The organism is Lentibacter sp. XHP0401 (genome assembly GCF_025751535.1).
GTDB lineage: Bacteria > Pseudomonadota > Alphaproteobacteria > Rhodobacterales > Rhodobacteraceae > Lentibacter.
The window spans coordinates 24,976-46,767 of sequence record NZ_JAOWLC010000016.1 but is presented as its reverse complement, the minus strand read 5'-3'; the positions used below and the strand labels follow the sequence as shown (position 1 = coordinate 46,767).

The following is a 21,792-nucleotide window of genomic DNA, read 5'->3' as shown; positions in this document are numbered from 1 at the left end:
GTCGGATGCGAAGCATCCGAACCCCCTAGACCAAACGCTCGTCCCTCGGTCTCAGCCCGAACTCCGCCTTATACGCCCGCGCCATCGCACTGGAATCCTGATAGCCCACACGCAACGCCACTTCCGTCATCGGCAGATCGCTCTCCTTCAAAAGCTTTCGCGCGGCCAGAAGCCTGAGGCGGCGGTAAACAGAGCGCGGAACAGTCCCAAGCTCCCGCTTCATCCGCGTCTCGAGGTCTTTCTGGCTCCGCCCGATCCGCCGCGCAATTTCATTCATCGGCAAGGGCTGCTCGATATGCTCCTGCATCAGCCTGATCGCCCGCGCCACAGAACGCCCGCGCGCCACGGGCACATCTTGGGGAGTCCCCTCGTCAGGACTCATAAACAGTGTCGCCAGCTCCAGCCTCAAAGCTTGCCCATGGCGCGCGCCGATGCGGTGGGTCATCATATCAAAGGCAGCTTGCGCGCCCGAACATGTCACGCGATCCGCCTCCTCCACATAGCGCGATCGCTCGGCTTGCACCTCGGGAAAAGCCTCTGCAAAGCGCTCAAGCTCCTCCCAGTGAATCGTCGCGCGCCGCCCGCTGAGAAGCCCCGCATGGGCCAAGAGCCAACTGCCCGTATCAAACCCCGCCATCACTTTGTAACGCTCCGCCGCCGCCCTCAGCGCGCGCCGTGTGGTCCCGCTGGCGTGGCTGGCAAAGCCATAACTCGGCATAACAACCAGCATATCCCCGCGCTGCCCGCTCAGCGCCCCATGCGCAGCCACCGACATTCCGCTCGAAGATGTTGCGGCAGCGCCATCCAGCGTGAGCAAACGCCAGCGGTAAAGCTCGCGCCCCGCCAGCGTATTGGCCGCGCGCATCGGCTCGATCGTGTTGGCCAGACACAGCCCTGAAAAGGCATCAAACAAAAGCACGTCAATCTGCTGCACTGCAGCGTTCTGATTTTTCCAAATCTGCATGATTCTTTCTAATTCTGCATGGTGAGTTTGCGCAAGCCCCTTAGGCTGGCTCAAAACCAAAGACAGGACAGCCCCATGTATTTCGCGCCCACCGAAGAACAACAGATGATCATCGAAACCACCCGCGCCTTTGTCGAAAAGGAGCTTTACCCACATGAGGCGTTTGTCGAGCGCACAGGCCATTTGCCGATGGAACTCATTAAAGAGATTCAACCCAAGGCCATGGCCGCAGGACTTTATGCCGCAAATATGCCCGAAGAGGTCGGCGGGGCAGGGCTCGATACGCTCACATGGCTCATGTATGAAAAAGAACTCGGCCGCGCAAACTATGCGCTCCACTGGACCTGCGTTGCGCGGCCCTCGAACATCCTGCTCGCAGGCTCCGAGGAGCAAAAAGAGAAATATCTCTACCCTTGCATCAAAGGCGAAAAATGGGACTGCCTCGCCATGACAGAACCGGGCGCAGGCTCGGACTTGCGCGGAATGACGGCGACGGCAAAAGAAGACGGCGACGACTTTATCCTCAACGGCACGAAACACTTCATCTCTCACGCCGACATCGCCGATTTTGCTATCGTCTTCATGGCAACAGGCGAAGAAGAAACCCCGCGCGGCAAGAAGAAACTGATCACCGCGTTCTTTGTCGACAAAGGCACACCCGGCTTCACTGTTCGCGAAGGCTACCGCAACGTGAGCCACCGCGGCTATACCAACGCGGTGCTGGAGTTTGACAACTGCCGCCTACCCCGCTCCGCCGTTCTGGGTGAAGTGCATAAGGGCTTTCAGGTCGCGAATGACTGGCTCGGCGCGACGCGCCTGCAAGTCGCCGCCACATCCCTTGGCCGCGCCGAACGCGCCTTTGAGCATGCGCTGGCCTATTCCGCCGAGCGCAAACAATTCGGCCAGCAAATCTCCAAGTTCCAAGGTGTCTCTTTCAAGCTCGCTGATATGGCGCTCGAGATCAAAGCGGCCAACCTGCTCACTTGGGAAGCTGGCTGGAAGTTTGACCAAGGCTCTGTGACAGAGGCCGATATGTCGATGGCCAAGCTGAAGGCCACCGAAGTTTTGGCTATGGTCGCTGACGAGGCGATCCAGATACACGGCGGCATGGGCCTTATGGACGAATTGCCGCTTGAACGGATCTGGCGCGACGCGCGGGTCGAACGGATCTGGGAAGGCACTTCAGAGATCCAGCGCCACATCATCAGCCGCGACCTGCTGCGGCCGCTCGGGGGCTGAAGTATTGCGCTTTGGCTGTGCCAAATCGCGGTGGTGCGAGAGGGGCCTTGCCCCCCCTCGCGCTCCCCCCAAGATATTTTTAGCAAGAAAAAGACATAAACATGAGCCGCGATCTTTTCAGACTTTTGAACCCCCGCGCCATTGCCGTTATCGGCGGCGGCGTCTGGTGTTCATCCATCATCAAGGCCGCTGAAATGATCGGCTACGACGGGGAGATTTTCCCTGTGCACCCTGAAGGCAAGGTGATTGCAGGGCGGCAGGCCGTGCGTTCTCTAGCCGAATGGGATGGGCCGATTGATGCCGCCTTTATCGGAGTGAACCGCAACGCGACAATTAGTGTGGTGCGCGAGTTGCGCGCGCTCAAGGCTGGCGGAGCAGTCTGTTTTGCGAGCGGGTTTTCCGAGGCCGGGGCCGAGCTTTCCGACGGGGCCGATTTGCAGGCAGAGCTTGTGGCAGCGGCAGGTGAGATGCCGATCCTCGGGCCAAACTGCTACGGCTTTATCAACGCCCTCGAAGGGGCCGCGATTTGGCCGGACCAACACGGCTGCAAGCGCGTCGAGCGTGGTGTGGCGATCCTTGCGCAAAGCTCCAACATTGCCATTAACCTTACCATGCAAAAGCGCGCCTTGCCGATTGCCTATGTCGTCGCTTGCGGAAACATGGCGCAAACTTCGCAGGCGCAGATTGCCTTGGCCTTGCTCGATGATTCGCGCGTGAGTGCGATTGGCCTGCATATCGAGGGCTTCGGTGACACCGCCGAGTGGCACGCGCTGGCGCTGAAGGCTGCGGCAAAAGGCATCCCGCTTCTCGCGCTCAAGGTCGGCAAATCTGAGCATGCCCAGGCGGCGACTGTCTCACACACCGCTTCACTTGCAGGCAGCCATGCCGGCGCAAACGCGCTCCTGAAACGCCTCGGCATTGCCCGCGTGCCAGACATCCCCTCATTTCTGGAAACGCTCAAGCTTTTGCACACAGTCGGGCGGTTAGACCACCCAAGCCTTGCCACTGTCTCCTGCTCCGGCGGTGAGGCGAGCCTTGCGGCAGATACCGTGCATGGCCGCGCCTTGCGCCTCCCGCCACTCTCTGCCCCCCAGCGCACAGCGCTTTTTGAAGCCCTTGGCCCCAAGGTAGCACTGGCCAATCCGCTCGATTACCACACCTACATCTGGCGCGACACTGCGCGGATGACCGATACTTTCGCAGCCCTCTCGGGCCCCGAAACGGGCATCACACTTGCCATTGTGGATTACCCACACACAGATGCCTCCGACTGGATCTGCGCCACCGACGCAGTGCTTGGCGCGGCCAAGCGCACGGGGCGGCCTTACGGAGTTGTCGCCACCCTGCCCGAGCTTATGCCGCTTGATGTGGCTGCGCGCTTCATGGGTTCGGGTGTTGTGCCTTTCATGGGGCTGACCGAGGCGATTACGGCTGTTGAGGCCGCCGCCCAGCCAAGCATCATTGCGCCTGAGGCGCCTCTTGCGGGCGGTGCGCTCGGTTCCGCCGAAACGCTGAGTGAACATGCCTCGAAAGCCGAGCTTGCCCGCTTTGGCGTGCCTGTGCCCGCATCACTGAGGATCACCTCGCTTGGAAGTCTGGACACACAGCTTGCCAACCTCACTTTTCCTCTCGTGCTCAAGGCCGAAGGTATGGCCCATAAATCGGATTCGGGCGGTGTGGCACTCGGCCTTACAACGCCTGACGCAGTGCATTCCGCAGCAACCAAAATGGGCGGTACAAGCTGGCTTGTCGAGGAAATGACTATCGGCACAGTCGCCGAGTTGCTCGTTGGAGTCACCCGCGACGAGGCCCATGGCCTTTTGCTGACGTTGGGCGCTGGTGGTGTGATGACCGAGCTGCTGCAAGACACCGTCTCCATGCTCCTACCTGTCACGGCGCAAGGTATAAAACAGGCTCTAACAGGGCTTAAATGTGCCCCTTTGCTCACAGGTTACCGTGGCAAGCCCGCCGCCAATATAGAGGCGATCACGCAGGTGATCCTGAGTGTGCAAGACTATGTCGTTGCACATGCGCCGCTTATTGGGGAAGTTGAAATAAACCCGCTCCTCTGCACGCCAGACCGCGCCGTTGCTGTGGACGCCCTTATCAGAAAGGCACTCTCATGAGCCCCTCAGAAAGCCCCGTCAAAACACGCCGTGAAGGCGGCATCCTCGAAGTTACACTCGACCGCCCGAAAGCCAACGCGATCGACCTCGCCACAAGCCGCATCATGGGCGAAACATTTGCCGCCTTCCGCGATGACCCCGAGTTGCGCGTCTGTATCATCACCGGTGCTGGCGAAAAATTCTTCTGCCCTGGATGGGACCTCAAAGGCGCAGCCGATGGTGATGCGGTTGATGGCGACTACGGCGTCGGTGGCTTCGGCGGGTTGCAAGAGCTACGCGACTTGAACAAACCGGTCATCGCAGCGGTAAACGGCATCTGCTGCGGCGGCGGTCTGGAATGGGCGCTTTCAGCCGACATCATCCTCGCTGCCGAGCACGCCACCTTTGCGCTGCCCGAAATCCGCTCTGGCACTGTGGCCGACGCTGCCAGCATCAAGCTCCCCAAGCGCATCCCCTATCATATTGCGATGGAACTTCTGCTCACGGGCCGCTGGTTTGATGCCGAAGAGGCGCACGGTTGGGGCATTGTGAACCATATTCACCCGTCTGATGCGCTCATGGACCAGGCTTGGGAGATGGCACGCCTGCTCGCCTCCGGCCCCCCGCTCGTCTACGCGGCAATCAAAGAAATCGCGCGCGATGCGGAAGACAGCAAGTTTCAAGACGCCATGAACCGCATCACCAAGCGCCAGTTGGCCAGCGTCGATATCCTCTATGGCTCTGAAGACGGCCTGGAAGGTGCGCGCGCCTTCTCCGAGAAGCGCGATCCAGTCTGGAAAGGCCGCTAAACAGGCCAAAAGCGGCAAAAATCCACCACTTTGCGGTTGCAGCATTTGTTGTGTTGCCACCCATAGCCAATTAACCATATCTTAATATTGTTTTGTAAAAACTATCTGTCGGAAATAGCGCATTTTCTCGTAAACGGTTCGCGGCGCGCAGTGGCATTTAGGATTTAACGAGTTAGGAATTTTTCAGCTATGTTGGCCCTCAAATTTGCGACGCGCCTGAAACGCCCCCAAAAGCGCCTTATTTTTATGGTGCTCGACACACTCATCGTTCCTTTCTCTCTTGGTGTTGCTCTTCTCGTTCTGGGTGCGGGGGCCTTGGCGCAAGCCTCGCAGGTGTCTCTCGTTCTTCTGGTCGCGACACTCATGGTAGCCGCCGCGCTCTCCAGCAACTTTCTGGGCCTGACTCGAATCAAGCTTAACTCCTACGAAATGCAAGGAATTCTGCGCACCGCAAAATTCGCGGTCTCACTTGGCGTTATGGCATTTGTGCTCAACCTCGGCGTAGGCGCGCTCAACGGCTATGCCGTGTTTATCGTTTTCACCATGGTTCTGATGCTCTCAACCGTGGCCATGCGCATGATCTTGCGTCAACTTCTCATCCGCGCCTACCAGACAGGCGGATCGCGCACGCGCATTCTTGTTTACGGTGCGTCGCAAACCGGCCAGCAGCTTGCCATGGCGCTGCAATCTGATGAGAGCCTCGAGCTTGTTGCCTTCATAGAAGAAAATCCGACGCTGCAAAACCTGACTATCGCAGGCTTGCCCGTATATTCTCCGCTCAAACTTGCCGATCTGGTCCGCTCCGAGAACATTGACCGCATCGTTCTGTGCCTGCCCTCCGCATCACAAACCGAACAGGCGCGCCTGGCTTACAAGCTCCGGTCTCTCGGCTGTGAGGTTCACTCGCTGCCCAGCTTTGCGACCCTGCTCAGCAAGGGCACCATCGGCTCCAAATCAACGCCAGTGGTCATCAACGAGCTTCTCGGGCGCGGGCACCTTTCTCACGAGTTACCGCGTGTGGCAGAAAGTTATTCCGGCAGACATGTGATGATTACTGGCGCAGGAGGCTCCATCGGCTCCGAGCTTTGCCGCCAGATCGCCAGTTGCTCGCCCAAAAGCATCATCCTGATAGATCACTCCGAGCTCGCGCTCTACACAATCCACAAAGAGCTTTCGGAAACTCCCGCCGAATTCAAAATTGTGCCGATCCTTGGATCTGTCACCGACAAGCGCCTGATCGAACATACGCTGCGCGCGCATGACGTTGATGTCATTCTTCACGCCGCAGCCTACAAACACCTGCCGTTGGTTGAAGAAAACGCCATCGCAGGGCTGGCAAACAACGTGCTCGGAACCAAGATTGTCGCTGAAGCCGCCCGCGCCGCTGGCGTCCGCCGGTTTACTCTGATTTCCACAGACAAGGCCGTGCGCCCCGTCAATGTTATGGGCGCCTCCAAGCGCCTTGCCGAGCTTGTGGTGCAAGACCTCGCTTCGCGCAGCACAAATACGCGCTTTTCGATGGTTCGCTTTGGCAATGTCCTCGGCTCATCAGGTTCCGTCATCCCGCTCTTCAAAGAGCAAATCGCCCGTGGCGGCCCACTCACACTCACGCACAACGAAGTTACGCGCTACTTCATGACAATCTCCGAGGCTGCCCGCCTTGTTCTTCTCGCCGCGTCCTATGCGCGTGGCGGAGATGTATTCGTCCTCGACATGGGCAAACCTGTGCCCATCGCCAAATTGGCCCGCCAGATGATCGAAGCTTCCGGCTATTCGGTAAAAGATAAAGAGAATCCCCACGGCGATATCGAAATCGAGGTGACTGGCCTGCGCCCCGGCGAGAAGATGCACGAAGAGCTGCTCATCTCGTCCGACATGCTCACAACCCCTCACCCCAAAATCCTCAGGGTTCAGGAAAGCGCGTTATCAGAGATCGAAGTGGCCAATGCCCTGCGCGATATCCGCAGCGCCGTAGAGCAGTATGACGAAAGCATCGCCCGCTCTATTGTGACCCGTTGGATCACCAAAGACACGGCACAAGCCGAGAAGGCTGCCGCCCCGCTGAGCAGCTAACCCGCAGCATTACTCTTCGCGAAAATAATCGCGCCGCCCGATAGAGACATAGGCATCAAAGCCCGCCTTCTTGGCGTCTTGTTCCGAATAGATATTGCGCAAATCGGCAAGTTTCGGCGCGTTCATCTTCTTGGCAATTTTCTTGAGGTCCAACGCGCGGAACTCGTTCCACTGCGTCAGGATCACCATAAGGTCGGCATTCTGCGCCGCTTTATATACATCTTCCGCCCACTGCACACCGGGAAGCAACGCCTCGCCTTCGTGCCGTCCCTGCGGGTCCACAACGCGCACTTTCGCACCACCGCCAATCATCGCAGGCACAATCTTCAAAGCTGGGCTCGCGCGCATATCGTCAGTGTTGGGCTTGAAAGTCACGCCAAGCACAGCCACGATCTTGCCGTTAAAGCTCCCGTCCACAAGGTCGAGCAGCTTCTGGATCATCCGGTCCTTGATCTCTTCGTTCACCTTAATCACCGTCTCGGTGATCTGCATGGGCAAGCCGTGCTCCTGGCCGATCCGCGCCAAGGCCTTCGTGTCTTTCGGAAAGCACGAGCCGCCATACCCCGGCCCCGCATGGAGGAACTTGTTACCGATCCGCCCGTCAAGCCCGATGCCCTTGCTCACCTGCTTCACATCCGCCCCCGTCAGTTCGCAGAGTGCCGCAATTTCGTTGATAAAGGTGATCTTCGTCGCCAGAAAAGCGTTGGCCGCATATTTGATCATCTCCGCACTCTCAAGATCGGTCGTCACAATCGGAAAGTCGCGCAAAAACAACGGGCGATACACCTCACGCATAATCTCGTCAGCGCGGTCAGATTGCACCCCAAGAACCACACGGTCAGGCTTCATAAAGTCGTCAATCGCAGCGCCTTCACGCAGGAATTCGGGGTTTGAAGCCACGTCAAAGTCAAGCGTCGGATTGGCCTTGCGCACCGCCTGCTTCACCTGACGGTTCGTGCCCACAGGCACGGTCGATTTCGTCACAATCACAGCATACCCCGTGAGCGCTTGCGCAACCTGCTCTGCCGCCGCCATCACATAGGTCAGGTCCGCATGGCCATCGCCGCGCCGCGTCGGGGTGCCCACAGCGATAAACACCGCTTCCACATCCTGAACCGCAGTCTTGAGGTCAGTGGTAAATGACAGCCGCCCCGCCGCCACGTTTTTGGCCATAAGCGCATCCAGCCCCGGCTCGAAGATAGGCACTTCGCCACGCTTCAGCATCTCGATCTTGTCGGGGTCCATATCCACACAAACAACATCATGCCCGAAGTCCGAAAAGCACACACCAGAAACAAGGCCAACATACCCCGTGCCAATCATCGCGATCTTCATCTAACTGCCCTTTATTTTTATGTTCTTTTTAAACAGTTTTCGCAGCGGTCTACGCCCCTGTCAACGCAGCACAAAAACCACGCACGACCTTGGCGCAAAAAGGTAACGATTGTCTTTCACGCCCTACTCTTCTTCTGTTCAAAATACCTCGGGGGTGTGGGGGTAGAGCCCCCACATGGTCGGATTGGCGAAGCCAATTCGAAGCCTAAAGCGATACTTCAGGCACGAAATCAGCTGGAATGGTATCTATCCCATCCAGAACCAACGCAGCCATCACTCGCGCAACTTCGCACGCCATCCCAAATCCGATCTTGAAACCGCCATTGGCAATAAACGCCCCCTCCTCAAGCGGATGCCGCCCCAACATCGGCGCACGGCTCTTCGCGCGTGGCCTCAGCCCTGCCCAACGCTCCAGTATTTTCGCCTCGCGCAAAGCGGGCACAGCCGCAAAAGCCTTCTCCAAAACCGCATCAAGCTGCGCATCTGTGCTGTCCGCCTCCGCATAATCGCGCTCGCTGGTCGATCCGATGGCCACCGTCCCGTTCCAATGCGGCACGATATGCACAGTATTGGCAAAAATCTGCGGCGCCTCCCGCATATCAAACTCCAGAAGTGCCCCTTGTCCCTTCACGGCATTGCCCACGGGCCTGCCAGAATGTGCCGAGAGCCGCTCCAAATCATGCACCCCCGTCGCCCAAACAACCTGCCCCGCGTCTGTCCCGTCACGCAGAATCTCTCCGCCCCGCGCAACAATCGCCGCGGCCAGCGCCTTGCAGGCCTGCCGTGGAAACATCCGCGCCGTAAGCGTATCGTGCACATATAGTCCCGTTTCGCTTTCGGGCAGCGGCCCGCTCAGCGCCTCAGCGCTCACAACGCACCAATCGGCCTTCCCCCGCCAAAGCTCTCTCGCCGTTTCCTCTCGCGCCTGCGCAAGCTCCACAGCGCGCGCATCCGCCAAAGGCTGCACACGCCCCGTGCGGGCATAACTCGTCTCTATTCCTGCATAATTCTCCACATTCTTCCAGAAATCCTCTGCCGCAATCAGGCTTTGGAACTGAAACTCTTTCTTCCCGTTCCAGTTCTCCGGTACATGCGGCGCAAGCGCGCCTACAATGCCGCCGCTCGCACCACCGCCGGTTCCGTTCGGATCGATCACCCGCACCCGTGCACCTCGCTCAACGCAGGCCCAGGCGATAGACAGGCCGAATATCCCGGCACCCTTCACAGTCACGTCCATCCTTGCCATTCCCTCACAGCGGTTGCATGGTCATTCAGTTACGTCTCTATCGGATTTGCCACAGATGAACCAGCCAGCCGAGCTCACTTGGCGCGACGGCCAAGTGCCCGTCTCGCAGCGCTTTGACGACCCGTATTTCAGCCTTGAGAACGGGCTGGAAGAGACCGGCTATGTCTTTCTGGATGGCAATGACCTGCCCACGCGCTTCCGTGATGGTTTTCACATCGCCGAACTCGGCTTTGGCACGGGGCTCAACCTGCTCGCCGCCCTCAAACTCTGGCGCGATACAAAGCAGGCAGGCAAACTTCACTTTACCAGCTTCGAGGCCTTCCCGATGAAGCCCGAAGATATGCTCGCCGCTCAAGCCGCCTTCCCTGATCTCGCCACACTCAGCACCGAACTGGCCCCGCAGTGGCACACGGGCGCAACCGCTTTTGAAACCGACGATCTAAAATTCAATCTCATTCTCGGTGATGCGCGTGAAACAGTCTCTAACATGGCCCAAAAAGCCGATGCCTGGTTTCTTGACGGCTTCTCTCCCGCCAAAAACCCCGAGCTCTGGGAACCGCAACTCATGGCGCAACTCGCTGCTCAAACCGCAACCCAAGGCACAGCCGCTACCTATACCGCCGCAGGCTTCGTGCGCCGCGCTCTGGCCGATGCGGGTTTTGAAGTGACCCGCCGCACAGGCTTCGGGCGCAAACGCCACATGACCACAGCAAGGATGCCGTAACATGGCCGAAAACAACACCCGCCTCGGCATCTGGCTGATGATCGCCACAACCTTTGTCTTCGCCGTGCAAGATGGTATCTCGCGCCACCTTGCCGCCGAGTATAACGTGCTTATGGTGGTGATGGTCCGCTACTGGTTCTTCGCGGCTTTCGTCACAACCATTGCCTATCGCAAAGCTGGCGGCATTCGCGCCGCCGCACGCACAGAACAGCCGATTTTGCAGATATGCCGTGGCCTCATCCTCGCCACCGAAATCTGCGTGATGATCTACGCTTTCACACTCCTCGGCCTCATAGAATCACACGCCGTCTTCACAAGCTACCCCCTGCTCATCGCAGCGCTTTCAGGCCCGATCCTCGGCGAGGCTGTCGGTTGGCGGCGCTGGGCTGCTATTTTTATCGGCTTCGTCGGGGTGCTGATCATCCTCAAGCCCGGCTTTGGCGTTTTTGCGCCCGCCGCCATTGTCCCACTTGTCGCGGCCTTGCTCTTTGCCCTCTACGGCCTGCTCACCCGCTTCGCCGCGCGCAAGGATACAGCCGCAACCTCGTTTTTCTGGACAGGTGTTTCAGGCGCCGTGATGATGACAGCCATAGGCCTCAACTATTGGGAGCCAATGGCGCGGCCAGATTGGATCTGGATGATTACGCTCTGCTTCACAGGCGCTTTCGCGCACTGGCTTCTGATCAGAACCTACGAGGTCGCCGAAGCCAGCGCCGTGCAGCCCTTCGCCTATCTGCAACTGGTTTTTGTCAGCTTCATCGGCGTTCTGGTCTTTGGCGAAAGCGTCGAGGCCAATGTCGCCATCGGCGCGGCGGTTGTTGTCTGTGCGGGCCTGTTTACGCTCTGGCGCGCGCAGGCCAAAGCACAGGCCAAAGCGCAGGAAGAGGCCTAGTTGCCCGCTCGTAGCGTTGCACCGACAAGCTCCTGGCTAAACGGCACAGGATGCGCCGCCTTGCCCATCCGCGCACGGTATACAGGCAAGCTCTCCGCCACGCGCATTACATAATTGCGTGTCTCGTCAAACGGGATGCTCTCGATCCAGTCGATCATATCCACCTCGCCCTTGCGCGGGTCTCCCCGCTCGCTCATCCAGCGGTCAGGCCGCGACGGTCCCGCATTATAGGCCGCCGACATCATAACAACATTCCCGTCATAACGCTCTGAAAGCGTGGCAAGGTAGGCCGAACCAAGGGTGACATTATACCGCCAGTCACTCAGAACGCGCGCGCGCTCGTATTCAAGCCCAATCCCCTCAGCCACTTCCTTGGCCGTAGCGGGCATCACCTGCATCAATCCAAGCGCGCCCACGCCGCTGGCAACAGAGGGGTCAAACTCGCTCTCGCGCCGTGCAATCGCAAGCGCCATCTCCATTGGCACAGGCAGCGGCATCTCCGTCATCGGGTGCAACGCGTAGTAATGCGCAGGCAAAACAATCCCACGGCCCGCCGCATCCTTGCCGAGCATCACAGCCAGATGCGGCGCGCCCAGATCGGTGGCAAAGTTGCCCAGCTGGCCCAGCGTGGTGCGGTCCGCATCCTCGGCCATCGCAAGAATAAACTGTTCCGCCAAACTCAGCATATTGTTCTTCACAGCCAGTTCGACAATCCGTGCCAGATCACTCTTGGCAAAAGCTGCGGCTTGCCACGCAGGGAAATACTCAGCGCCCTTTAGGGCAATATCAGAGCCTAAATTGGCCCTCTCCGCCGCCAAAAGCCCGTAAAAGCTCGTCTGGTGCTGCCCACCTGCCTTATAGGCCGCAAGCGCTTCTTCGGTGCGGCCCAGCTTCTCAAGAGCCTCGCCCTTCCAAAAGCCCGCACGCCCCAGCGAAATGGGCGACTCGACCGTCTCTTTCATCCGCTCGAAATGCGCGAGTGCTTTCGCGGCGTCATCCAGTTTTTTCAGTGTCAGATAACCGCCAAGCCACTCAAGGTCCGCATAGGCGCTACCATCAAACAGCCCGTGGTTGAGACTCAGCGCATAGGCTGTCTTAACATCGCCCTCGCGCATGATCTGGCGTACAAGGCTACGCCGCCAGCCAGACCAGCGCAAAGGCTCGCCAAGGTTTCCCGCCGCGCTATTGGAAATCATCAGCTTGATCGCGCGCTCTTTGCTGCCGCGGTGGTAGTGCCAGAGAAACTCCTCATAAGCGAGGCCCGGATGCCCTCGCAAATCTTCTGGCACGGCTGCCAAAAGCACTTCGGGGTCGGGCGCACCTGCGCGCAAACCCTGCCGCGCCTCGGCCAGCGCGCGCTGATCGGCGCTCACCAAAGGCAGCATACGTCGCACATCGTCCGACAGGCCGCGCCACAGCACCATATCCAGCCGCGCCTCATGGTGCGGGGCGAGCAAATCGGCGTGTTTCTCCAGGTATTCCGCCTGCAAGGCATCATCCATATCAAAGCTGCGCCACGCCATAACAAGCGTCGCCTCCGCTTCACCACGCTCACCTGCTTCCAAAAGCGCCTCAACATAGCTCAAGACACCGCGGTTACTCTGCGCCGTATGGGTTTTAAAAAACGCCAGCCGCTCGGCATTGCTTGCCTCGGCAAAGGCGTCTTCACTCTGCTGGCCCAACCGCTCAAGCCCGGGCCAGTGCGGATAATCGCGCAAAAAGGCCAAAACCTCCCCGGCGCTGCCCTTACCGGCCCGCAGCTTGATCCATTGCATGAGCACGCGCGCCTCGGGAGCGGCCTTTGCAGCCAGCATATCCGCCGCCGCCCAATCACCTCTCCCGGCAGCGTGCATCGCACTGCTCAAAGGGCGCGGCGCTGCGAAAGCCTCGGCAAAAGCGGCAATAGGCAGCATGGTAAGACCCGAAAGAACAGCGGCTCGCAGAAACATCTCTTGCATTTTCCCTTATGAGACAGGATAGAACAGGCCCACCATATCCTGCAATTCAGCGCCCCTCCAATCACGAAAGGCGGCGCACTGCATCAAAGAAGTTAAAAGGAGCGTATCATGTTCAAAGGATCCATGCCTGCATTGGTCACGCCGTTCAAGAACGGTGAGCTGGATATAGATACACTCAAACAACTGGTCGAGTGGCACATCGGCGAAGGCTCGCACGGGTTCGTTCCTGTCGGCACAACGGGTGAAAGCCCCACGCTCACACATACCGAGCATGACAAAGTCGTCGAGGTCGTGGTTAAAGCCGCCGCTGGCCGTGTTCCCGTAATCGCGGGCGCCGGCTCAAACAACACGCTTGAGTCGATCCGCCTCGCGCAGGCCGCTGAAAAAGCGGGCGCAAACGGCATTCTCGTGGTCACGCCTTATTACAACAAACCCACGCAAGCGGGCCTTATCGCCCATTTCCGAGCGGTGCACGATTGCTGCAATCTACCGATCATTATCTACAACATCCCCGGCCGTTCGGTTGTCGATATGTCCCCCGAAACCATGGGTGAGCTCGCCGAGTTGCCACGCATCGTAGGTGTCAAAGACGCCACTGGCGACCTTTCCCGCGTGCCCAAGCAGCGTATCACATGCGGCAAGGAGTTCATCCAGCTGTCAGGCGAAGATGCAACAGCGCTCGGCTTTAACGCTCACGGCGGCATCGGCTGTATCTCGGTCACGGCCAACGTGGCCCCCAAGCTCTGCGCCGAGTTCCAGACAGCAACGCTTGCAGGTGACTACGCCAAAGCACTCGAGCTGCAAGACCGTCTTATGCCGCTGCACATCGCGATCTTCAAAGAGCCGGGTGTTTCAGGCGCAAAATACGCGATGTCCCGTCTGGGCCTCTGCAAAGCCGAGGTGCGCCTCCCGCTCACGGCAGTCAGCTCCGAGACAGAAGCGCTGATAGATGACGCCCTGCGCCACGCCGGTTTGCTCAACTAAAACATCGCCAGCGTCACACCCGCCGCGCTCAGCTTCGTTCTGAGCGCGCGGGCCATATCCACGGCTTCTGGCGTATCCCCGTGCAAACAGATCGTGTCGATCTTCGCCGCAATCCGCTTGCCGCTCTCCGCAATAATCGCATCTTCGCGCAGCATGTTCAGAATGCGCTCTGCCGCCACATCGGCGTCATGCAGCACAGCGCCCTTCTTTGAACGGTCCACAAGCGTTGCATCATCCTCATAAGCGCGGTCGGCAAATATCTCGCCGGCCCAGTTTGCGCCAAGACTTTCCGCAGCACTCTGCTGCGCCGTTTGTGCCAGCACCATCAGGATAATCTCGGGGTTCACCCGCAGCGCCGCCTCATAGCAAGTCTTTGCCAGCGTCGCGTCTTCCGCACACATATTCGCCAGTGCCCCGTGCAATTTGAAGTGCCGAACGCCCGCACCCACGCTTCTGGCCATCCCCTCAGCCGCGCCAAACTGATAGGCAATCAGGTTGCCCAGCTCTTCTGCGCCAATATTAAGCCGCCTGCGCCCGAAGCCCTTCAGGTCTGCAAACCCGGGGTGCGCCCCGATGCCCACACCGTTTTTCGCCGCCAATCGCATGGTCTGTGCCATCACATCAGGGTCACCCGCATGAAAGCCGCAAGCAATATTGGCCGAGGTGATGACATCAAGCAGCGCTGCATCGTCGCCCATGCGCCAAGGGCCAAAGCCCTCGCCCATATCCGAATTGAGATCTACCTTCATGACCATGTCCTAGTCCTCCTGTCCTGTAATCATCCCGCTGATCAGCTGATAGCTGAGCAGGTCGCTCATTTCTCTGGGGTCACGCACCAAAGGCTCTGATGCGTCTCTAATCCTGCGCAAAAGCTCTTTTTCTGGAAGGTAGAGCGCATCCGCTTCCTCAAGCGAAATCCGCTCAAACCAAAGCTCGGCCCCCGCGCTCGCCTGCGCAATGCGCGGCATATCCTGCGGAATCACCGCACCAATCCGCGGGTAGCCGCCCATCGTCTGATGCTCGGCCAGCAACACAAACGGCTCGCCCTCTCCCGTCATCTGGATATCACCGGGCACAATCACTTCCGAAACAATGCCAAGTTGCCCCTCGGCGGCAAAAGGCGCGCCCTCATGCTCAAGCTTGGCCGCTTGCCTGTTGGCATGTCCGCTCTTGGTAAAGCGCGTGGCCTCAAAGGCCGCCAGCATATCGGCGCTGTAAAGCCCCGTCTGCGGCCCCGTAACAAAGCGCAAGCGCCCGCCGTCAAACCGCGCATCAGGCTTCAATCGTCTTGGTGGTTCACCGGCTTTGGTATCGTCCCCCAGCAGCAGAACATCCCCCGCCTGAAGCGCCCGGCCAAGCCCGCCAGTAAAGTGCGCCGAGCGGTGACCAAGCGTCAAATCAGTCTCTATTCCACCGCCAAATGCAATATAACCGTAAAGGCCTCGCCCCGTTGGCCGCAGAGAAAGAACCTCTCCCGCCTCAAGTTTATGGCTCGCCCCCCACTGCAAGGCGCGCCCGTCTGCATCGGCAAGCATGGGCGCTCCCGTCAGCGCAACCCGTTGGGCAACACTCACACCCAGCTTCACAGACGCGCTCGGCAGTTCGATCGCCGTCAGATCAAGCCGCTGCCCCAGCAAAGCCGCCGCTTCCAGAATGGCTACTCTGTCCATCGCCCCACCGCGCGACAGGCCAAAGCGCAGATAGCCCTCACGGCCAAGGTCTTGCAGGCTCGCGTTCGGGCCAATCTGGTGCAGCGTCAGCTCAGGCATCACTCGCCTCCTCAAGCTTTGCTCCACCCATAGGTTCAGTCTCTAACATGGCCCAATCGTGCTCTGATACCGCAGGGAAGAGCACCTCGTCCCCTGGCCTCAGCGCAAAGGGCTGTGGCTCTTTCGGGCGAAACAGCTTCATATGCGTGGTCGCGATATGCCGCCAGCCTGTGGGTGTCTCGTTTGCAAAAAGGTTGAGCTGCCGCACCGCCAGCACAAGCGCTCCCTGCGGCACACGGGGGGAAAGCTCCGTCTGTCGCGGCACATCCCAACGCTCGGGAAGCATCCCCAGGTAAGGCTGCCCCGGCGCAAAGCCGATAGCGAGCACACGCACGCGCACCTCGCTCAGCTCCCGCACGGCGGCCTCTTCAGACACACCCACAAGCTTTGCCACCTCGCCAAGCTGCGGCCCCGCCGCACCTCCATAAAGGGTCGGCACGCGCCAAAGCCGTGGTTTGGCCTTGTTAGTCTCTGTTTTCCAGTCGCGACTGCTCAGAAGCGTTTGCAATTTCGCCACCAGATCTGCCCGCGTAATCCGCAGCACATCAAAACGCACAAAAACCGAAGCCAGCGCTGTCGAAATCTCGACAACGCCTTCAACAGCTTCCGCCTCAAGGGCCTCGGCATAGCCTTGAAGCGCTTTGTTCGCCGCATCATCCAGGCGGTCGGCAAAGCGCACAAGGTAGCCTTCAGTCCCGATCGGGGCAATTTGCGGCATTTCGACCATGGTTTTCCTATCCGAAACTTTCACACCCCAATCTCACGCATGATGTCGCAATTTGAAAGTGCTTATCCGCAAATGGGCCCATGGTCAGCACTAACCCGCGCCACTATGCAGATGAAAAGGGGAGCACATGCTCGAAATCTGGCAAGGCATACAGGCCGCGTTCTGGCTGATCGTCACATTTGACGCCGATCTTTACGAGATCGCGGCGCGCTCCTTGTTTGTGACGTGCTCTGCCGTGGCCATCGCAGCACTTGTCGGCCTGCCACTCGGCGCATGGCTCGCCGTGTCGCGCTACCGGTTCCGCCGCTTCGTCATCGCCATGCTCAACGCGCTCATGGGGCTGCCCCCCGTCGTCGTAGGCCTTGTGGTGTATCTCATGCTGTCACGCTCCGGCCCCTTCGGCGTCATGGGTCTTTTGTTCACCCCATGGGCCATGATCATCGCGCAGGTGATCATCCTCACACCGCTCATCGCGTCCATCGCGCACCAGTCTATCCGCGATCTTTGGGCCGAATATCACGACCTGCTCATCTCGCTCAACACAACCCGCTCCCAGCGGATCAAAACCCTGCTGTGGGACAGCCGCCGCGCCCTTCTCACCGCCGCGCTGGCAGGCTTTGGCCGCGGCATAGGCGAGGTCGGCGCAATAATGATCGTTGGCGGTAACATCGACCATGTTACCCGCGTCATGACAACGGCAATCGCACTCGAAACCTCCAAGGGCGATTTCGCGTTGGCGATCGGTCTGGGCTTCGTGCTCATTGGTCTCGCCATAGCTGTCAACCTCGCGCTGCATGTTCTCTCTGGCACGGAGGTGCGCGACAGATGGTAAGCATCCCTCCCCTTTCCGTGCAAAACGCTTCCGTCACGCGTAACGGCAAGCGCCTTCTCGGCCCTGTTGATCTTGAGATCATGGCAAACGGCCTCACAATCATCCTCGGCCCCAATGGCGCAGGCAAAAGCACTTTGCTCAGGCTTATGCACGGGCTGGAAAAGCCCTCCGGCGGCCGCGTCCGCTTTGCTGCGCCGCGCGCCGAAGCTTATGCGCAGCAAGCCTTTGTTTTCCAGACACCCGTGATGTTGCGCCGCACCGTTCTAGGCAATCTCACCTATCCGCTCACACTCCATGGAACAAAGCGCGCCAATGCCGAAAAGCAGGCTCTAATATGGCTTAATTCTATCGGCCTTGCCGGCCACGAGCACCAGCTCGCCAGCGCGCTTTCAGGCGGCGAACGGCAGAAACTGGCCCTCGCCCGCGCGCTTATCCGCGCACCGCAACTGCTCTTCCTCGATGAGCCTTGCGCCAACCTTGATGGAGCCTCCACCCGCGATATCGAGCGCCTCATCCTTGAGGCGCGTAACACAGGAACCCGCATTCTCATGGCCACACACGACCTTGGCCAAGCCCGCCGCCTGGCGACTGATGTTCTCTTCCTCAACAAAGGCCGTATCACCGAATCTGCCAGCGCAGAGAGTTTTTTCAACAGTCCCAAAACCCCCGAGGCGCAAGCCTTTCTGAAAGGAGACCTAGTCTTATGATACGTTCCATCCTCACAGCCGCAGCACTTTTTGCTTCGGCCAGCACCCTCGCCGCCGACACACTCAAAATGGCGGTAACAACCTCGTTTCACAATTCGGGCCTGTCCGAAATCCTGCTGCCCGAAATCCAGAAAGACATCGGCCTTGAAGTGCAGCTCATCGTTGTCGGCACAGGGCAGGCCATCCGCCTTGGCGAAGCGGGCGATGTCGATGCGATTCTCGTGCATTCGCGTAAAGCCGAGGAAGCCTTCCTCGAAGGCGGCTTTGGCACGCACCGCCGCGAGATCATGTATAACGATTTTGTTCTCGTCGGCCCGTCGGATGACCCTGCCAAAATCGCTGGTGTAGAAACAGCCAAGGAAGCGCTCACAGCCATCGCAGTAAACGAAGCGCCATTTGCGTCGCGCGGAGATGACAGCGGCACGCATAAAATGGAACTCGCGCTCTGGAATACCGCAGGCATTGACGACACCAAGCGCGGAACAAGCTGGTATAATGAAGCCGGCGCAGGCATGGGCGCCACACTCAACACAGCCGCAGGCCTCAACGCCTACGTGCTGACAGATCGTGCCAGCTGGCTCAATTTTGGCAACAAACAGTCTCTAACATTGCTCTTTTCAGGCGATCCTGTGCTCTTCAACCAATATGCCTTCCTCCCTGTGAACCCCGAAATGCACCCCCACGTGAAGCACGACCTGGCGATGAACCTCGAAAACTGGCTCACAAGTGCGCGTGCCGCAGAGCTGATCAACAGCTACACTATCAACGGTGAAACGCTCTTCACCTTCAATGCCGAGCAGATGCTCAAGGCCGCCGAGTAACCCTTGCGCCTTCAAGGGCCTCGCGTAAAGTGAGGCCCTAATTCGGAGGCGCGCATGGTCGGTTATCTCACTCTCATTCTTTGCTGCCAGTTGTTCGGTGAGGTCATCGTCGGCGCGCTCGGTCTGCCTGTTCCCGGCCCTGTGCTTGGCATGGCCCTGCTCTTCATCTTCCTGCTTGTCCGTGGCCATGTTCCCGAGGCTCTCGGAAGCACAGCCGATGGTCTTTTGCGGAATATGTCGCTTCTCTTCGTGCCAGCCGGCACAGGTGTCATCATGCACCTCACGCTTCTTTCAGAAGCGCTCGTTCCGCTCTCTCTCGCCGTGGCAATCAGCACCTCCGCCGCCATCATTGTGACTGCCCTCATGATGCGGTTTCTCAGCAAGGCGGCGGCCGATGAATAACCTATCCGAAACATGGGTCTACCTCTCCGCCTCCCCGCTCTTTCACCTCACGCTCACGCTTGCCGCCTTTCAGGCCGCCAGCTTCGTTTTTGAAAAAGGCGGGCGCAATCCTCTACTCAACCCGGTGCTTGGCGCGGTCGCAATCGTCGTCGCCGTACTCGCCCTCACGCGCACAGATTATTTCACCTATTTCGAAGGGGCGCAGTTCGTTCACTTCCTTCTTGGCCCTGCCACAGTGGCGCTCGCAATCCCGCTTTACCGCCAGTGGCATCATGTGCGCAGCTCGTGGCTCGCCATAGGCGCAAGCCTCCTCACGGGCTCGCTTGCCGCAGTGGCCTCTGCTGTGGCCGTGCTCTGGGTCGCGGGCAGCTCCGAGGCGCTCATGGCAACCATAGCGCCCAAATCGGTGACAGCTCCTGTGGCCATGGGCATCGCCGAAGAGCTGGGCGGCCTACCCTCGCTCACCGCCGTGCTTGTCATCGTGTCAGGCATCTTCGGAGCCATGTTCGGCCCGCTCCTGCTCAATCTCATTGGCGTAAAAGACTGGCGCGCCCGTGGCCTTGCCATCGGCACAGCCAGCCACGGCATAGGCACAGCCCGCGCCTTGCAAGTCAACGAAACAGCAGGCGCATTTTCCGGCCTCGCCATGGGGCTCAACGCCTTGGCAACAGCGCTTTTGTTGCCAATCCTCTGGGGGTTGTTTTTCTAAGGCTTCCGTGCGGCCATCATATCGTGCACAGCCGCCATGCCGCGTTCCACCATCGCGCTCACTTCACCGGCATGAACGTGCAGCGCCTCCACGACCTCGGGGTCATCCGAAGTCTGGATCACAACAATCCCCGCCTCGGTAATGTCCATCTCGGTCACAATGCTCGCGCGCCGCTCAAACAAGATGTCAAGCGTGGGCGACTGGATGATCACCTCAGGGTCGCGCCCCATATCGACACGGTCGATCATCCCGATCACATGGCTGGTGACAACACCCATCAGCTCCTCGTCTTGCCCAAAGGTCACCGTGCGGATGCCGTTCGGCAAGTTTTCAACGCTGCGGGAAATCTCCTCAAAACGGTTGAACATCACGGCGAGTTCTTCGCTCTCCTCAGCCGTCGCATCACGCCCCTTGAGGCCGGGCATATTGACCATGTCGTGCTGATGCCCCGCGCCGTGGCCATGCCCGTTCATATGCTCCGCGTACCCGCGCATCTGCGCAAAGCCAAAGCCCACAACCATCGCCAAAAGCACCGCTGCAAAACCCACAAACAGTTTTGATTTCACAACAGATGGCATAGCGCCCCTCACTGGTTGAACACGCGGCTGGGGTGCAACTCGCCTGCCTTATACATGCCCACGGCAACAGCCTTGCCGTCAAGACTCGCCCAACATTCCTCGCCATATTCGACGTCAGCGGCAAAGACCATTCCGGGGTTCCCGTTGCGCAGCTTGGCCGCGCCTTCTGCGGTGGCTTTCACTTCGGGCAAGTCTTCCAGCCCCATTTCGAGCGGCTGCACATAAGCGTCAAGCTCGGGCGTTTTCGCCAACTCCTCGATCTGCTCATAGGTCAGCCCGTTCTCGGCCTCAAACGGCCCGGACCAGACTCTACGCAGGCGCAAAACATGCCCCTTACAGCCCAGCGCTTCACCGAGGTCGCGCGCGATCGAGCGCACATAACCGCCTTTGCCGCAAACCATTTCCAGCGTCACATGGTCCGCATCCGTGCGTTCAACCATTGTGAGTTCGTCCACATACAAAGGCCGCGCCTCCAGCGTAATGTCCTCTCCCGCACGCGAAAGCTTGTAAGCGCGCTGCCCGTCCACTTTCACAGCCGAAAACTTCGGCGGAACCTGCTCGATATCACCCACAAACTTCAGAAGCGCTTCCTTGATCTCCTCGTCGCTTGGTCGCGTGTCAGAGGTGGCAATCACTTCGCCCTCGGCATCGTCCGTGTTGGTTGCCTCGCCAAGCTTCACATCAAACACATAGGCCTTCAGCGCATCTGTGATGTAAGGCACCGTCTTGGTCGCCTCGCCCAGCGCCACAGCAAGAACACCTGTCGCCTCGGGGTCAAGCGTGCCCGCATGGCCCGCCTTGGCAGCATTCAGCGCCCAACGCACCTTGTTCACCACTGCGGTTGATGTCGGCCCCGCAGGCTTATCCACCACGAGCCAGCCCGAAATATCGCGCCCTTTGCGTTTACGTCCCATATAT

General features: G+C 59.3%; 21 protein-coding genes. 12 read left to right on the top strand and 9 right to left on the bottom strand.

Annotated elements, in window-relative coordinates:
• Window positions 1–25: 25 nt before the first annotated feature.
• A complete protein-coding gene (locus tag OE750_RS17245; protein ID WP_263765557.1) occupies window positions 26–964 on the bottom strand; it encodes a GlxA family transcriptional regulator in 939 nt (312 codons plus the stop codon).
• Window positions 965–1,039: 75 nt separating this feature from the next.
• Here OE750_RS17245 and OE750_RS17240 point away from each other — a divergent pair, with 75 nt between their 5' ends.
• From OE750_RS17240 to OE750_RS17225, 4 genes are all read left to right on the top strand, one after another.
• Window positions 1,040–2,203, top strand: coding sequence for an acyl-CoA dehydrogenase family protein (locus OE750_RS17240; protein ID WP_263765556.1), 1,164 nt, complete (start codon window positions 1,040–1,042; stop codon window positions 2,201–2,203).
• Window positions 2,204–2,304: 101 nt separating this feature from the next.
• The gene (locus tag OE750_RS17235) at window positions 2,305–4,329 is read left to right on the top strand and encodes an acetate--CoA ligase family protein (RefSeq protein ID WP_263765555.1); all 2,025 of its coding nucleotides are present in this window, start codon (window positions 2,305–2,307) and stop codon (window positions 4,327–4,329) included.
• Window positions 4,326–5,117 carry a carnitinyl-CoA dehydratase gene (locus OE750_RS17230; protein WP_263765554.1) on the top strand — a complete coding sequence of 264 codons (792 nt, stop codon included), beginning with the start codon at window positions 4,326–4,328 and terminating at the stop codon, window positions 5,115–5,117. Before OE750_RS17235 ends, OE750_RS17230 begins: the two co-directional genes overlap by 4 nt.
• Window positions 5,118–5,306: 189 nt before the next feature.
• Window positions 5,307–7,190 (top strand): polysaccharide biosynthesis protein, encoded by a 1,884-nt coding sequence (locus OE750_RS17225; RefSeq protein ID WP_263765553.1) that lies wholly within the window; start codon window positions 5,307–5,309, stop codon window positions 7,188–7,190.
• Between the two features lie 9 nt (window positions 7,191–7,199).
• On the opposite strand, the gene OE750_RS17220 is transcribed toward OE750_RS17225, so the two are convergent.
• Together OE750_RS17220 and OE750_RS17215 are read right to left on the bottom strand one after the other, a co-directional pair.
• Window positions 7,200–8,525, bottom strand: a complete 1,326-nt coding sequence (locus OE750_RS17220; protein WP_263765552.1) for a UDP-glucose dehydrogenase family protein — start codon at window positions 8,523–8,525, stop codon at window positions 7,200–7,202.
• A gap of 205 nt (window positions 8,526–8,730) precedes the next feature.
• The gene (locus OE750_RS17215) at window positions 8,731–9,771 is read right to left on the bottom strand and encodes an NAD(P)/FAD-dependent oxidoreductase (RefSeq protein WP_263765551.1); all 1,041 of its coding nucleotides are present in this window, start codon (window positions 9,769–9,771) and stop codon (window positions 8,731–8,733) included.
• A 55-nt stretch (window positions 9,772–9,826) separates the two neighbouring features.
• On the opposite strand from OE750_RS17215, the gene mnmD reads away from it, so the two are divergent.
• A complete protein-coding gene (gene mnmD, locus OE750_RS17210) occupies window positions 9,827–10,495 on the top strand; it encodes a tRNA (5-methylaminomethyl-2-thiouridine)(34)-methyltransferase MnmD (RefSeq protein ID WP_263765550.1) in 669 nt (222 codons plus the stop codon).
• 1 nt (window position 10,496) lies between these two features.
• Complete coding sequence (locus OE750_RS17205; protein ID WP_263765549.1) at window positions 10,497–11,387, top strand: DMT family transporter; 891 nt, start codon at window positions 10,497–10,499, stop codon at window positions 11,385–11,387.
• Here the strand turns inward: OE750_RS17205 and OE750_RS17200 are convergent.
• Window positions 11,384–13,336 (bottom strand): lytic transglycosylase domain-containing protein, encoded by a 1,953-nt coding sequence (locus OE750_RS17200; RefSeq protein ID WP_263765548.1) that lies wholly within the window; start codon window positions 13,334–13,336, stop codon window positions 11,384–11,386. The genes OE750_RS17205 and OE750_RS17200 overlap by 4 nt on opposite strands.
• 117 nt (window positions 13,337–13,453) lie before the next feature.
• Between OE750_RS17200 and dapA the strand changes: the two genes are divergently transcribed.
• Window positions 13,454–14,329, top strand: a complete 876-nt coding sequence (dapA, locus tag OE750_RS17195; protein ID WP_263765547.1) for a 4-hydroxy-tetrahydrodipicolinate synthase — start codon at window positions 13,454–13,456, stop codon at window positions 14,327–14,329.
• Here the strand turns inward: dapA and OE750_RS17190 are convergent.
• From OE750_RS17190 to OE750_RS17180, 3 genes are read right to left on the bottom strand one after another with little or no spacing between them, the layout of a single operon-like run.
• Window positions 14,326–15,084 (bottom strand): LamB/YcsF family protein, encoded by a 759-nt coding sequence (locus OE750_RS17190; protein ID WP_263765546.1) that lies wholly within the window; start codon window positions 15,082–15,084, stop codon window positions 14,326–14,328. The two genes, dapA and OE750_RS17190, sit on opposite strands and share 4 nt — an antisense overlap.
• 3 nt (window positions 15,085–15,087) lie before the next feature.
• On the bottom strand, window positions 15,088–16,098 hold the full coding sequence (locus OE750_RS17185) for a biotin-dependent carboxyltransferase family protein (RefSeq protein WP_263765545.1): 1,011 nt from the start codon (window positions 16,096–16,098) through the stop codon (window positions 15,088–15,090).
• Complete coding sequence (locus OE750_RS17180) at window positions 16,091–16,816, bottom strand: 5-oxoprolinase subunit B family protein (RefSeq protein WP_263765544.1); 726 nt, start codon at window positions 16,814–16,816, stop codon at window positions 16,091–16,093. The genes OE750_RS17185 and OE750_RS17180 overlap by 8 nt, the downstream gene beginning before the upstream one ends.
• A 136-nt stretch (window positions 16,817–16,952) precedes the next feature.
• Between OE750_RS17180 and OE750_RS17175 the strand changes: the two genes are divergently transcribed.
• The 5 genes from OE750_RS17175 to OE750_RS17155 are packed head-to-tail and all read left to right on the top strand — an operon-like array spanning window position 16,953 to window position 20,296.
• Window positions 16,953–17,657: an ABC transporter permease gene (locus tag OE750_RS17175; protein WP_263765543.1), complete on the top strand. Its 705-nt coding sequence runs from the start codon at window positions 16,953–16,955 to the stop codon at window positions 17,655–17,657.
• Window positions 17,651–18,364, top strand: coding sequence for an ATP-binding cassette domain-containing protein (locus OE750_RS17170; protein ID WP_263765542.1), 714 nt, complete (start codon window positions 17,651–17,653; stop codon window positions 18,362–18,364). Before OE750_RS17175 ends, OE750_RS17170 begins: the two co-directional genes overlap by 7 nt.
• Window positions 18,361–19,185 (top strand): substrate-binding domain-containing protein, encoded by an 825-nt coding sequence (locus tag OE750_RS17165; RefSeq protein WP_263765541.1) that lies wholly within the window; start codon window positions 18,361–18,363, stop codon window positions 19,183–19,185. The genes OE750_RS17170 and OE750_RS17165 overlap by 4 nt, the downstream gene beginning before the upstream one ends.
• A gap of 54 nt (window positions 19,186–19,239) precedes the next feature.
• Window positions 19,240–19,587 (top strand): CidA/LrgA family protein, encoded by a 348-nt coding sequence (locus OE750_RS17160; RefSeq protein WP_263765540.1) that lies wholly within the window; start codon window positions 19,240–19,242, stop codon window positions 19,585–19,587.
• Complete coding sequence (locus tag OE750_RS17155) at window positions 19,580–20,296, top strand: LrgB family protein (RefSeq protein WP_263765539.1); 717 nt, start codon at window positions 19,580–19,582, stop codon at window positions 20,294–20,296. The genes OE750_RS17160 and OE750_RS17155 overlap by 8 nt, the downstream gene beginning before the upstream one ends.
• Here the strand turns inward: OE750_RS17155 and OE750_RS17150 are convergent.
• Entirely contained in the window at window positions 20,293–20,874 is a 582-nt protein-coding gene (locus tag OE750_RS17150; protein WP_263765538.1) for a hypothetical protein, read from the bottom strand. The two genes, OE750_RS17155 and OE750_RS17150, sit on opposite strands and share 4 nt — an antisense overlap.
• 8 nt (window positions 20,875–20,882) lie before the next feature.
• Window positions 20,883–21,788: a tRNA pseudouridine(55) synthase TruB gene (truB, locus tag OE750_RS17145; protein WP_263765537.1), complete on the bottom strand. Its 906-nt coding sequence runs from the start codon at window positions 21,786–21,788 to the stop codon at window positions 20,883–20,885.
• Between the last annotated feature and the right edge of the window lie 4 nt (window positions 21,789–21,792).

Bases quoted from the DNA above. Each gene is read 5' to 3' on its own strand.
- OE750_RS17245 (WP_263765557.1), bottom strand. From the start codon at position 964: ATGCAGATTTGGAAAAATCAGAACGCTGCAGTGCAGCAGATTGACGTG.
- OE750_RS17240 (WP_263765556.1), top strand. From the start codon at position 1,040: ATGTATTTCGCGCCCACCGAAGAACAACAGATGATCATCGAAACCACC.
- OE750_RS17235 (WP_263765555.1), top strand. From the start codon at position 2,305: ATGAGCCGCGATCTTTTCAGACTTTTGAACCCCCGCGCCATTGCCGTT.
- OE750_RS17230 (WP_263765554.1), top strand. From the start codon at position 4,326: ATGAGCCCCTCAGAAAGCCCCGTCAAAACACGCCGTGAAGGCGGCATC.
- OE750_RS17225 (WP_263765553.1), top strand. From the start codon at position 5,307: ATGTTGGCCCTCAAATTTGCGACGCGCCTGAAACGCCCCCAAAAGCGC.
- OE750_RS17220 (WP_263765552.1), bottom strand. From the start codon at position 8,525: ATGAAGATCGCGATGATTGGCACGGGGTATGTTGGCCTTGTTTCTGGT.
- OE750_RS17215 (WP_263765551.1), bottom strand. From the start codon at position 9,771: ATGGCAAGGATGGACGTGACTGTGAAGGGTGCCGGGATATTCGGCCTG.
- mnmD (WP_263765550.1), top strand. From the start codon at position 9,827: ATGAACCAGCCAGCCGAGCTCACTTGGCGCGACGGCCAAGTGCCCGTC.
- OE750_RS17205 (WP_263765549.1), top strand. From the start codon at position 10,497: ATGGCCGAAAACAACACCCGCCTCGGCATCTGGCTGATGATCGCCACA.
- OE750_RS17200 (WP_263765548.1), bottom strand. From the start codon at position 13,336: ATGTTTCTGCGAGCCGCTGTTCTTTCGGGTCTTACCATGCTGCCTATT.
- dapA (WP_263765547.1), top strand. From the start codon at position 13,454: ATGTTCAAAGGATCCATGCCTGCATTGGTCACGCCGTTCAAGAACGGT.
- OE750_RS17190 (WP_263765546.1), bottom strand. From the start codon at position 15,084: ATGGTCATGAAGGTAGATCTCAATTCGGATATGGGCGAGGGCTTTGGC.
- OE750_RS17185 (WP_263765545.1), bottom strand. From the start codon at position 16,098: ATGCCTGAGCTGACGCTGCACCAGATTGGCCCGAACGCGAGCCTGCAA.
- OE750_RS17180 (WP_263765544.1), bottom strand. From the start codon at position 16,816: ATGCCGCAAATTGCCCCGATCGGGACTGAAGGCTACCTTGTGCGCTTT.
- OE750_RS17175 (WP_263765543.1), top strand. From the start codon at position 16,953: ATGCTCGAAATCTGGCAAGGCATACAGGCCGCGTTCTGGCTGATCGTC.
- OE750_RS17170 (WP_263765542.1), top strand. From the start codon at position 17,651: ATGGTAAGCATCCCTCCCCTTTCCGTGCAAAACGCTTCCGTCACGCGT.
- OE750_RS17165 (WP_263765541.1), top strand. From the start codon at position 18,361: ATGATACGTTCCATCCTCACAGCCGCAGCACTTTTTGCTTCGGCCAGC.
- OE750_RS17160 (WP_263765540.1), top strand. From the start codon at position 19,240: ATGGTCGGTTATCTCACTCTCATTCTTTGCTGCCAGTTGTTCGGTGAG.
- OE750_RS17155 (WP_263765539.1), top strand. From the start codon at position 19,580: ATGAATAACCTATCCGAAACATGGGTCTACCTCTCCGCCTCCCCGCTC.
- OE750_RS17150 (WP_263765538.1), bottom strand. From the start codon at position 20,874: ATGCCATCTGTTGTGAAATCAAAACTGTTTGTGGGTTTTGCAGCGGTG.
- truB (WP_263765537.1), bottom strand. From the start codon at position 21,788: ATGGGACGTAAACGCAAAGGGCGCGATATTTCGGGCTGGCTCGTGGTG.